General features: G+C 70.9%; 9 protein-coding genes. 2 read left to right on the top strand and 7 right to left on the bottom strand.

The features are described 5' to 3' along the window. Nucleotides 1–156 precede the first annotated feature (156 nt). From LPH33_RS19220 to LPH33_RS19195, 6 genes are all read right to left on the bottom strand, one after another. A complete protein-coding gene (locus tag LPH33_RS19220; RefSeq protein WP_138844146.1) occupies nt 157–1,350 on the bottom strand; it encodes a hypothetical protein in 1,194 nt (397 codons plus the stop codon). A gap of 1 nt (nt 1,351) precedes the next feature. After that, nucleotides 1,352–3,568, bottom strand: a complete 2,217-nt coding sequence (locus LPH33_RS19215) for an AAA family ATPase (RefSeq protein ID WP_229565464.1) — start codon at nt 3,566–3,568, stop codon at nt 1,352–1,354. A 69-nt stretch (nt 3,569–3,637) separates the two neighbouring features. Beyond that, a complete protein-coding gene (locus LPH33_RS19210) occupies nt 3,638–4,555 on the bottom strand; it encodes a CDP-alcohol phosphatidyltransferase family protein (RefSeq protein ID WP_060650589.1) in 918 nt (305 codons plus the stop codon). Further along, a complete protein-coding gene (locus LPH33_RS19205; RefSeq protein WP_024101805.1) occupies nt 4,552–5,274 on the bottom strand; it encodes a phosphatidylserine decarboxylase in 723 nt (240 codons plus the stop codon). Before LPH33_RS19205 ends, LPH33_RS19210 begins: the two co-directional genes overlap by 4 nt. A gap of 116 nt (nt 5,275–5,390) precedes the next feature. After that, nucleotides 5,391–5,855: an SRPBCC family protein gene (locus LPH33_RS19200; protein WP_229565462.1), complete on the bottom strand. Its 465-nt coding sequence runs from the start codon at nt 5,853–5,855 to the stop codon at nt 5,391–5,393. A 110-nt stretch (nt 5,856–5,965) separates the two neighbouring features. Then, nucleotides 5,966–9,445: a TM0106 family RecB-like putative nuclease gene (locus LPH33_RS19195; RefSeq protein ID WP_229565461.1), complete on the bottom strand. Its 3,480-nt coding sequence runs from the start codon at nt 9,443–9,445 to the stop codon at nt 5,966–5,968. A 172-nt stretch (nt 9,446–9,617) separates the two neighbouring features. Between LPH33_RS19195 and LPH33_RS19190 the strand changes: the two genes are divergently transcribed. Then, the gene (locus LPH33_RS19190) at nt 9,618–10,121 is read left to right on the top strand and encodes a pyridoxamine 5'-phosphate oxidase family protein (RefSeq protein WP_229565459.1); all 504 of its coding nucleotides are present in this window, start codon (nt 9,618–9,620) and stop codon (nt 10,119–10,121) included. Between the two features lie 57 nt (nt 10,122–10,178). Further along, nucleotides 10,179–10,979, top strand: coding sequence for an SDR family oxidoreductase (locus LPH33_RS19185; RefSeq protein ID WP_229565457.1), 801 nt, complete (start codon nt 10,179–10,181; stop codon nt 10,977–10,979). Here the strand turns inward: LPH33_RS19185 and LPH33_RS19180 are convergent. Next, complete coding sequence (locus tag LPH33_RS19180) at nt 10,921–11,514, bottom strand: DUF1707 SHOCT-like domain-containing protein (RefSeq protein WP_081314351.1); 594 nt, start codon at nt 11,512–11,514, stop codon at nt 10,921–10,923. The two genes, LPH33_RS19185 and LPH33_RS19180, sit on opposite strands and share 59 nt — an antisense overlap. Between the last annotated feature and the right edge of the window lie 21 nt (nt 11,515–11,535).

Here is an 11,535-nt window from a genome sequence, read left to right as displayed (position 1 = left end):
TGCGGGCCGTGGGACTCGCTGTCGTCACAGCGGACGGCACACCGCCGAAACGGGGATCGCCCCGACATGCACGCCGTTCGCCGTCATCGGGCAAAACGGATTGTGCACATCCTAACGGTTGTCTTCGCACGCTTGCGAATCGGGGAGGTGAGAGCGCTAGCGCACCTGCCACGCACAGATCACGGCCGCGGCAAACAGTGCGAGCGCCGACCACTGCGCATCCGCTGGAAGCATCCACACCGCCCCGACGACGGCCGTCGCCGGCACCGGCAGTGCCAGGCCGAGAGCCGCGACGGACGCCGAGCCCGGCAACGATGCCCCGAGTGCGAGACCGGTGCCCAGCGCGACGAGCACCACTCGCACCGCAAGAGGGATTCCCTCGCCGATCTCCGACGGCCACCACACCGTCGCCGCCGAGATCGACGCGGCGAGCATCAGCCCGGGAAGCGCGTACGGCATGTAGGGGGAGAGCCGCACCCCGGCGACCACGGCGGCCACCGCGACGAGCAGCACCCACCACGGCACGGTCGCGGACTGCATACCCGACCACAACTCGACGAGGACGGGGTACGCCGCGGCCACGGCCCCGGTGACCGCGAGGACGAACCGGTCGTCTCCGGGCGGGACGAGGCGCGCGACGATCTCGGCACCGACGACCGCCACCGCGAGCGCCCCACCGGCGACCAGCCACAGGAGCACACCCGTGTCGCTCGCGCGGGAACCCACGAATTCACCCAGCAGTCGGTAGCCCACCGAGAGCACCACCGCGGCGGTCACCATGATCGCGAGCAACCGCGGATCGGCCCGCTGCACGCGCATCCCGGCAGGCACCGTCAGCGCGGCGGCGACCGTTGCCACGAGTGCGAAGGCCAGCGCCCACTGGGGAACCGTCCAGCGCATGGCCTCCACGGGGACCTCGGAACCGACGGCTGCGGCGGTGAGGAAGGCCGCCCACCCACCGGCGATCAGGGCCCACTGACCGGTCGCCGAACCCCACGAGCCCGCGGTCGCCGCCCCGAGCAGCACACCGGTGATCGCGGCGATCACCCATCCGACGACCGTCAGGCTGTCGGCCGAGATGCCGGCGGGAACGAGATAGCGGATCGACCCGAGGACCACGATCGAGGCGGCGGCCAGCATCCAGGCGGTACGTCGGGAGCCGGTCCGCTGCAGCCCGGCCGCCGAGAGAACGGCGAGCGCGGCGGTGACCACGGGTGCCCATTCGCTGCGCGCACCCTCAGGGAGGACCGATTCGCCCGCGGCCGGGACGAGGATCGCGACCCCGGCGGCGAGGAAGGCCGCGAGGACGGCTGCCGGTCCGGCGACGCGGACCGCGGTGGTCACGGCCATCTCAACGGCCCTCCGCGTAGGCCTGCAGATGAGCGACCTGCACGGGATCGAGCGAGGGGCGCACCTTCTCCCGGGCCACCGCGACGTCCTCGGCGGTGACCACGGCGGCGTCGACGTTGCGCCGCATCGCCGCGAGCGCGGCCTCGCGCAGCAGCGCCGAGCAGTCCGCGGCCGAGTAGCCGTCGAGTCCGGCGGCCAGGTCGTCGAGGTCGACGTCGTCGTCGAGCGGTACCGATCGGCCCGCGGTCTTCAGGATCGCGGCCCGGGCCTCGGCGTCCGGCGGCGGCACGAACACGAGACGTTCGAGCCGGCCGGGACGCAGCAGAGCCGGGTCGATGAGGTCGGGCCGGTTGGTCGCTCCCACCACCACGACGTCGCGCAGCGGCTCGACACCGTCGAGTTCGGTGAGCAGCGACGCGACGACCCGGTCGGACACCCCGGAATCGGAGCTCTGCCCGCGACGCGGTGCGAGAGCATCGATCTCGTCGAGGAACACCAACGCCGGTGCCGAGTTGCGGGCACGCTCGAACAACTCGCGCACCGCCTTCTCCGACGCACCGACCCACTTGTCCATCAGTTCGGCGCCCTTGACGGCGTGGACGCTCAGACGTCCCGTGCCGGCGAGAGCGCGGACGAGATAGGTCTTGCCGCAACCGGGCGGGCCGTACAGCAGCACACCGCGCGGCGGGTCGACGCCGAGACGCTCGAACGAATCGGGATGCTGCAGCGGCCACAGGACGGCTTCGGTCAGGGCCTGCTTCGTCTCGACCATGTCGCCGACGTCATCGAGGCTCACGCTGCCGATCGCCAGCTCCTCGGAACCCGATCGCGACAGCGGACGGATCACCTCGAGCGCGCCGAGCAGGTCGTCCTGGACGAGCGAGGGTTCGTCGTCGTCGCGGTTCGCCCGCGACGCCGCGCGCAATGCCGCCTCGCGACACAGCGCCGCGAGGTCGGCGACGACGAAACCGGGGGTGCGACCCGCGACGGCGGCAAGGTCGAGACCGGTGGACGGCACCGAGCGCAGCAGCACGTCGAGGAGGGCCCGGCGGGTCGCGCCGTCGGGCAGCGGCAGGGACAGTTCGCGGTCGCAGATCTCCGGGGCGCGCAGCCGGGAGTCGACGTCGTCGGGATGCGCGGTGGTCGCGATCAGCACCGCGCCCTCGGTGTCGACGACCCGCCGCAGCTCGTCGAGGATCAACGTCGCGACGGGTTCGGTGTCGGCGGGCAGCACGGCGTCGACGTCGGTGAGCAGCAGGACGCCACCGCCGCGCACCGCTTCGGCCGCCGCGGAGATCCGGCGCAGCCGCTCGTCGGCGGCGAGTGCACCCACACCCGGCCCGTCGACCTCGACCAGACGCCGGTCGGCGACCACCGAGCGCACGAAGGTCGCCTTGCCGACCCCGGCGGGACCGGTGACGAGCACCCCGAGATGCGGTGACGCGCCGAGGGTGCGCAGCAGTTCGGGTTCGTCGAGCGAGAGGGTGAGCCACTCGGAGAGCTTCGCGACCTGGGCCTGCACACCCACGAGATCCTCGACCGGCGGTGCCGGAGGCGTGGCGGGGGCCGATTCGGGACGGTCGGTCGCGGGGGAGGAGACGACGAACCCCGACGAGACGAATCCGGAGGCGGACGGCACGGAGGACGGCAGGGCACCCGGGCCACCGCCCCACACGACGGCGGTGTTCGGCTGCACGCTCACAGGCCCGGCCGGATCGACCGACGAGACGGTGAGCAGTTCGGTGGTCCACGCGATCGCGAAGGTCCGCGACAGAGCCCGCGTCGTCTCGGCGTTGCTCGTGCCCGGTCCGAGATCGCGGGGGAGCAGCGACACCGCGTCTCCGACGGTGAGGACCTTCCCGAGCAGCGCCTGACGCAGGGTGGTCTCCGGGATCGACTGCCGCGCGAGGGTGGAGCCGGTGACCGTCACCGTGCGCGCGCCGTACACCGTCACCGGCGCGACGACGACCGTCGCGTCCTCCTTCAGGCCCGTGTTCGAGAGCACCACGTCGTCGAGCAGGATCGTGCCGGTCGGGGTGCCGGCGGGGGCGAGACCCGCCACGACCGCCGTGCGACGCGCTCCCACCAGCGCGATCGCGTCCCATTCCCGCAGGCCCAGCGCGGCCAGCGCCTCGGGGTGCAGACGCACGACACCGCGCCGCGAGTCGGCGGCGGAGGTATTGAGCCGGACGGTGAGTGAGAGTTGTGGGGTCGTCACCCCGCCGAGCCTAGAACGTGACTAGCGTCCTCGCGGGTCGTGCATGTCATCGCCCTCGCGGGTCGCATGTCATCGCCCTCGCGGGCGGCGCAGCCCGAGTCGCGCCTGAGATCTCGCCGACGTGGCGACACGCCGGGCCGCGACACGACGCGGACGCTGCGCGCGGTTGCGGGCACGCAGTGCGCGTCGCTCCGAGGGCTTGATGTCCCAGGTCTCGGGCCGGGCCGCGACCCAGCGCCGCGAACGCACCGCGAAGGGGATGTGCGCGAGGTAGACCGCGACCAGCACGAGCATGAGGATGAACGGATAGGTGACCAGCGCGGCCGCCGCCACCGCGACCAGCACGAGCAGCACCACGGCGAGTCGCGCGGGCACGGACGCCGACTTCATCGCGAAGGTCGGGATGCGGCTGATCGCGAGCCCGGCCGTCCCGAGGATCCACACCGCGACCAGCCCGTAGGCGGTCCACCAGCCGTCGCCCCACTGGATGTGGGCGGCGACGGGTGCGAGCGCGATGAGGGCGGCCGCCGGTGCGGGCACACCGACGAAGTACTCGCGTGCGTAGGCGGGGACGCTGTCGTCCTCGAGCAGGGTGTTGAAGCGCGCGAGCCGCAGCACGAGGCTCACTGCATAGAGCAGGGCGACGATCCAACCGAAGGGGCTGCCGTCGAGCAACGTCACATAGAGCACGAGCGCCGGGGCGACACCGAACGCGACGGCGTCCGACAGCGAGTCGAGTTCGGCGCCGATCTTGCTGGTCGCGTCGAGCATGCGGGCGATGCGGCCGTCGAGCGAGTCGAGGACGGCCGCGGCGCCGATCATGCCGAGCGCGGTGCCGAGTTGTCCGTCGAGCGCGAACTTCACCGCCGACAGTCCGGCGGAGAACGCCAGGATCGTGATGACGCTCGGCAGCAGACGGACGACGTTGGGCCGATTGCGGGACCGCCCGGTCGCGACCGCACGCGAACCCTGCGTGTGCGGACTCACGACACCGTGGGCAGCTGAGCGAGGACGGTCTCGGCACCGATGGTGCGCTGACCGCGTTCGACCAGCAGGGTGCTCCCGACCGGCAGGTAGGTGTCGACCCGGGATCCGAAGCGGATCAGGCCGTAGGTGTCGCCGATCGGCAGGGTGTCGCCGATCTGCGCGTCGTTGACGATGCGCCGTGCCAGCAGCCCGGCGATCTGGACGACGGCGACCTCGGCGCCGTCGCGCGTCTCGATGAGCATGCTGGTGCGTTCGTTGACCTCGCTCGCGTCGGCGAGATCGGCGGAGAGGAACTTGCCCGGGGTGTGGACCACCGAGCGGACGGTGCCGCCGACGGGGCTGCGTTGCACGTGCACGTCGAGGACGGACAGGAAGATGCTGACCCGGGGGCGCTCCTCGCTGCCGAGCCCGAGTTCGGCGGGCGGCACGGCATGGTCGACGAGAGCGATCTCACCGTCGGCGGGAGCGACGACCACCCCGGCGCGGTTCGGCGGCACGCGGTGCGGGTGCCGGAAGAAGGTGGCGCACGCCAGTGCCGATGCGAGACCGGCGCGGCGCAGCCAGGGCTTGCGGCGGCCGAGGGTCGCCACGGCCAGTGGAGCTGCGACGAAGGGGATGCCGCCCGGATGCATGGGCGGCACGACATGCCTGACCAGGTCGACCATGTGGGCTACCCCGCTGGTGGGGGGTGTTCCGGCGGGCGTCGGCTTACGTGCCACGGGCTCCTCTTATCGCTGGCGATCGGTGATCCGGGACCGCAGTGGACCCGCCCGTCGCGCGGGCGGGTCCTGTCGGTCCGCAGGCACTCCAGCGTACGTGAGCGGAGGAGGGAAGGTCAGACCCGCGCGCCCGCCTCGATCTCGTTCTTGAGACGGGCGAGAGTCGCGTTCATCCCCATCGTCAGTTCGTCGTCGAACGCCTCGGTGCCGCCGAGAACATACTTGACCAGGGTCTGCGAGACCTTGCTGGTCCCGGTGGGTGCCTCGCGCCGCTGGGTGACCCGCGTGCCGGTGGCGGTGGGTTCGAGGGTGAACGGCCAGATGGAGCGGTTCTCGTTGATCCGGAAGCTCAGGCGACGGCCGGGTTCGAAGTCGATCACCTTCGACGTCGTGGGCCACACCAGCAGGCCCTTCTTGTTGATGTTGATCGTGGTGGTGCCGGCCGACACCGGTCCGCCGCGCACGATCATCCGACGGCACTGCGGGCTCCACTCGCCCATCCGCTTCAGATCGGACACCACGCGCCACACCTCCTCGGGGGAGGCGGTGATCTCGATCGTGGCCTCGAGGGTCTTCGACACGCGTACTCCTGTGCTCGGGGGACCGGGTCTTCTCGGGCGACCGGGTCCCGTGTATCTGATACCTGAGGTAACAGGATCGTCGTCGATCCTAACGGACGCTGTGAGTGCGGTCACGTCCCGGTCGGGTCCGCTCCCGTCAGCCGCATGAACGCCCCGAGTTCGATCAGACCGTCCGGGGTCGACGGGAGGTGATCGGTCAGGGCGCCGGACCGCACGATCACCGCCGACCACTTGCCGCGTGAGAGGGCCACGTTCGACCGGTTGCGGGACAACAAGAACGACATGCCCCGCGGCACGTCCTCGACGGCGGAGGCGGTCATCGACACGAACACCATCGCCGCCTGGCGGCCCTGGAACTTGTCGACGGTGCCCACCTGGACCCGGTGCAGACCTGTGGCGGCGAGATCCTGTCGTAGGCGGGTGACCTGAGCGTTGTACGGCGCGACCACCAGGACGTCCTTCTCGCCGAGAGGGCGGGGCGGGGAGCCGGCGTCGTCCGTCCACGCCGAACCGAGCACGGCCGCGATGGCGCGCACGATCTCGGCGCTCTCCTCGGGCGAGCAGGTCGCGTTGCCCTCGTGTGCGACCTCCACGAGCCGGACGCCGGGCGGGACGCCGTCGAGCGCGCGGCGCGTGGTGATCTCGGACTTCGACCGCAGTCGTCCCTCGTAGGACAGCTCGGACACCCGCGCGCACAGATCCGGATGCATCCGCCAGGTCACCGGAAGGAAGTAGCCGCGATCGGCGGGCAACGCACCGTGTCCTTCGGCGAGCCACCCGAGGGCGGACTCGTCGACCGGCTCGGGGTGGGTGCCCTGCGAGACCTGCGGCAGTTGGCGGGGATCGCCGAGCAGCAGCAGATTCGACGCCGCCGTGGCCACGGCGATGGTGTTGGCGAGGCAGAACTGACCGGCCTCGTCGACCACCAACAGGTCGAGGCTGCCGGGCTTGATGCAGTTCGGATTCGTGAAGTCCCAGGCCGTTCCGCCCACCACATAGCCGGTGGTGGACGTACCGATATGGGCCGCAAGGGACTTCGCGTCCGGGAAGGCGGTCCACGTCGGTTCGCGGCTCTGGCATTTCGCCTTGGCGACCCGTTCCGGCGACACTCCCGCGGCGACGATGCCGGCCAGCATGTTCTCGACCACCGAATGCGACTGCGCGACCACGCCGACGCGCCGGCCGTGCTCGTTCACGAGCGCCGCCACCACCCGAGCCCCGGTGTACGTCTTCCCGGTGCCGGGTGGGCCCTGCACCGCCAGGTACGAATTCTCCAGGGCGAGAACGGCCGTGACGATCGTGCCGACCGCGTCGTCGCCGAGCGGTGGCAGCGCGGCGCCGGAGCGCAGGCGGGGAGGGATGCGGCGCAGCACGTCCACCGCCGCGGTCGACGGCAGAGCCGGCAGCTCGTCGCACATCGCCTCGGCGGCGGAGGCGATGGCCGCTTCGATGTTCTTCGACGAAATCGGCGCGCCGGGTGTGACGGCGATCGGCAGCACGGAGTACTCCTCGTCCGTCCGCAGCGGCTCGTCAACGACGAGCACGTCGGGATGGTCCGTCCCCGTGGTGCGTTCGACGACCACGCCGCGCGACCACGCGCGCGTCCCGGCGCCGCCGTCGGGCAGTCCGTCCGGTCCCGGCGCGTCGTACAACAGGAAGGCGTCCTGCCCGGCGCGCAATGTGCTGCCCGGCTCGAACTCGCCCGCGAGGTGCAGCCGGCGCCGGAGGAGTCGCTGGCGGGCCGTGGCCTTGTGCCAGTCGGTCTCGAGCGTGCACGTCGCCGCGACCAGCGTGTCGCGGGCGTCCGCCCACTCCTCCGGAACCGTGGACAGACGGTCGAAGTGCCCCCACCAGAATGGTTTCCGCTCGCGCCGGTGATAGCCCATGGCCGCGGCCACGAGTGCGGCCGCCTGCTGTTCCGGGGTGCGGTCGCCCGCCAGTGCGCCGCCGACGTATTCGAGGAGTTTCGTCTCCACGGGGTGCGCTTCTGCGTCGGGAGCGGCCTCGTCGTGGGTCGTCTCGGTGGGGGAGATGCCGTGGTCGCGGGCGTGGGTGAGCAGCCAGTCGCGCAGACGCAGGGTGGAGATGCAGTCGGCCTCGTTGTAGGAGGCGATCGATGCGAGTTCGCGTTCCGCCTCCTCGAGGTGCCCGGCGTCGCGCAGTGCGCAGTAGTCGGCGTACGCGACGATCGAGGCGCCCGCGTCGACGACATCGCCGTCGCGCGCCTCGTCGACGTCGGTGTAGAGCGGTTCGAGCTTCTTCAGTCCGTACGCCCGGGCGCCCACCCGGATCGAGTTGCGCACCACGGGATACAGGTCGACGAGCACACCTTCGCGCAGCAGGTCGTCGACGATCTCCTCGCCGACGCCGTAGCGGCCGGCCAACCGCAGCAACGCTGTCTTCTCGTACGGGGCGTAGTGGTAGATGTGCATCCTCGGGTGGCGACGTCGCCGGTCGGTGACGTAGTCGAGGAAGTCCAGCAGCGCCTGTCGCTCCTGCTCGCGGTCGTGTGCCCAGAAGGGACGGAAGACCGGTGCGTCGGCAGGTCCCTCCACCACGCCGAACAGGTACTCGAGTCCCCACTCGGAACTGCCGCCCTCGGACCACAGCGGGTCGCCTTCGAAGTCGAAGAAGATGTCGCTCTCGTCGGGCGCGGGCAGGATGCCTAGCGGGGTGGCGTCGTAGACCTCCGCGTAGGGACTGCCCCGCCTCTCCTCCTCGAGCTGCGCCCGTGCCTGCGCGCGCAGGGTCTCGAAGGTGCGGCGGGCCATCCCGTCGACAGGTGCCGCGCATGCGGCGAGGTCGTCGATGGTCGACACGCCCGCTTCGATCAGCCGCAACCGCTGAGTGCTGCGCATCCCCGCGACCAGCAGCAGGTCGCGGTGACGTTCGAGTTCCGGGGTGCAGTCGTCGCAGCGACCACAGGCGGTGTGCCCACCCGCTCCCCACCGCACCGGCTCGGGGGCAGCGCGGTGCGACGTGAGAAGGGTTTCGAGGCAGGCGCGTCGGTGCCGGTAGACCGGCATGATCTCCGCGAGCGGGTAGGACGCGATCGAGCCGTCGCCGAGGACGAGATGCGCTTGCGAGGACACCGTCGTCCCGGTGCGCGCGAGTGCGTCCGCGTAGGCGGCGAGCTGCAGCAGGGCCTCGACCTTCGCGTGCCGGGAGAGTTTGCTGTCGTAGACGGCGTAGCCGTCGTCCTCGAGGACGACGAAGTCGGAGAAGCCGATCATGCCGAGCGGATCGGGGGCGGTGTCGAAGAAAGCGCCCTGGTAGACGACGGGCGCGCCGGCCCGGACGGCGTCGAGGGTGGCCTGCGCCGCCTCGGCGAGTGCGTGCGCGGTGTACTCGGACCGGGCGATCTCGACGACCTTCTCCGCGCCCACCTGCGCGCGGAACCGGTCGAGGACACGCTGCTCGTGGCGGCCGCCGAGTGCGACGACGCGGTCGAGCATCGCGTCGGGTTCGGTGTCGGGACGCGGAAGGCGACCGAGCGCCGAGTCGAGGCTGCGGAGCAGTGCGAACTCGCACGAGGCGGCGCGGGTGAGATCTCCGGCGCCGAAGACCAGCCTGTCGTCGAGAAGAAACATCGGCAGCTCCGTCTCCGGCGTGCGGGATGCCCGGGATGGGCACGGCTGGTCCCGACTATCGCAGACCGGTCGGACCCATCGGACTGTTGTGTTCGCACTCGCCGGATGAGAACATCTTTCTCAGGAAAGAGAATAAAATTCTTGACGAGGATTCGTGCAGGTAGGAGGCCTGATGAGTGGAAACGGCACGTTGCGCACGCGCGGCGCCGGGATTTCGATGACGAAGGAGGAGATCGATCTCTTCCTCTCCGCCGAGCGGACGTGCCGCGTCGCCACGATCGGCGGTGACGGAAGCCCGCACGTCGCTCCGTTGTGGTTCGTCTGGGACGGCGCCTTCCTGTGGCTCAACTCCGTCGTCCGCAGCCGCCGGTGGACCGACCTGCAGAAGGATCCGCGCATCGCGGTCGTCGTCGACGGTGGGGAGCAGTTCACGGATCTGCGTGGCGTCGAGGTGCGCGGAACCGCGGTGAGTGTCGGCGACGTGCCGCGCGGTTCCCGCCCCGAGATCGTCACGCGCACCGTCGAGGACGAACTGCTGCGCGGCGTCGAACTGTCCTTCGCCCGCAAGTACGCCGGTCGCGACGAGTTCACGACGGACGGCCGTCACGCGTGGCTGCGGGTCACTCCGCACAGCGTGCGCAGCTGGGACTTCGGAAAGATCCGCCGGTCGCGCTGATCTCACCGGACCGCCGTCCTCACCGAACCAACGACCTCGACGAACGGAGCCTCCTCCATGAACATCGCCTCGGCGCGCCACGCGCTCGTCACCGGAGGTGCGAGCGGCATCGGCCGCGGTATCGCCGACGCCCTGGCCCACCGCGGAGTGGCCGTGACGATCGCGGACATCGACGATGCGGCAATAGAATCCACGCTCGCCGACCGGACGGGAGTCTTCCGCCTCCTCCGCGGGGCGGTCCTCGACGTGCGCGACCGGGAGGGCTGGCGCAGCGTGAAACAGGAGGCGGAGGACGCCTTCGGTCCGGTCGACATCCTCGTCAACAATGCCGGGATCGGGTTCAACGGAACCGATTTCGCCGACCTCGATCCTCAGGTCTTCGACACGGTCATCGACATCGACGTCACCGGGGTGTTCAACGGCGTCTCGACCTTCGCGGGTGACCTGCGGGCACGCGGACGCGGGCACATCGTCAACACCGCCTCGGTCATGGGACTGACCGCGGGTGTGCCGGGCCGCGGTGTGTACAGCGCAGCGAAGGCCGCCGTCGTCGCGATGTCCGAAGCGCTACGCGCCGAACTCGCCCCGCACGGTGTCGGGGTCTCGGTTCTGTGCCCGGGGCTCGTGCGTTCGGGACTCGACGACAGCACCGCCAGGCTCGGCGGCGAGGTCCGGCGCGTGGACCACATCAAGGGCGGGAACGCCGGTATGGCACCGGAGACGGCGGGGGAGATCGTCGTCCGCGGCATCGCGATCGACGCCCCCTACATCCTCACGCACCCCCATTATCTCGGGAACATCAGCACCAGGTACGACTCGATCGCCCGCAGTGCGGATTCAGTCCACGCCGGTGCATGACGGCACGCCGGTGGATGACGGCCGCGCGGCGCATGTGTTCGCGGTGCAGTCGCCGGGCGTTGCGGATGTGGTCGTCGGCCCTGCGGCGGTCCGGACCGCCCTCGAGTCCGAGTGCGGTGCGTCCCACCAGGACGAGACCCCAGGGAACGATGACCCAGATCGGCCAGAAGTAGATCAGCGAAGCTGTTCCGAGCGAGACCAGTGCCCACACCACCAGATTGATCGACCCGACGGCAGCCCACGCTCCCCACTCGATGCGCTGGTGGAGCGGCAGGCGCAGACGTGAGAGCGGGTTCTGGGCCGGCGGGGGCGGGGTGGGAGCGGGTGCCGACGGCAGGTCGGCGAGGACGGCGCCGGCGTCGTCCTGCGTCACGGCGCGGTAGACCCGGGCCACACGCTCGTCGAACTCGGCGATCGTCAACCGTCCGGCGGTGAGGTGGCGCCCCAGCTCGTCGACGATCGTTTCGCGCTCTGCATCGGAGATGCGCAGCGGGGGTGTCGCAGTGCTGGGGCCGGTAGTGGATGTGTGTTCCATGGTGCCCTCCGGGATCTTCCA

This window comes from Rhodococcus sp. RDE2 (assembly GCF_020885655.1).
GTDB lineage: Bacteria > Actinomycetota > Actinomycetes > Mycobacteriales > Mycobacteriaceae > Rhodococcus > Rhodococcus pyridinivorans.
This window is presented reverse-complemented; position numbering and strand designations above follow the sequence as displayed.

What these genes read in the sequence shown, in the direction of transcription:
- LPH33_RS19190 (WP_229565459.1), top strand. Translation starts at nt 9,618, where the DNA reads ATGAGTGGAAACGGCACGTTGCGCACGCGCGGCGCCGGGATTTCGATG.
- LPH33_RS19195 (WP_229565461.1), bottom strand. Translation starts at nt 9,445, where the DNA reads ATGTTTCTTCTCGACGACAGGCTGGTCTTCGGCGCCGGAGATCTCACC.
- LPH33_RS19220 (WP_138844146.1), bottom strand. Translation starts at nt 1,350, where the DNA reads ATGGCCGTGACCACCGCGGTCCGCGTCGCCGGACCGGCAGCCGTCCTC.
- LPH33_RS19185 (WP_229565457.1), top strand. Translation starts at nt 10,179, where the DNA reads ATGAACATCGCCTCGGCGCGCCACGCGCTCGTCACCGGAGGTGCGAGC.
- LPH33_RS19180 (WP_081314351.1), bottom strand. Translation starts at nt 11,514, where the DNA reads ATGGAACACACATCCACTACCGGCCCCAGCACTGCGACACCCCCGCTG.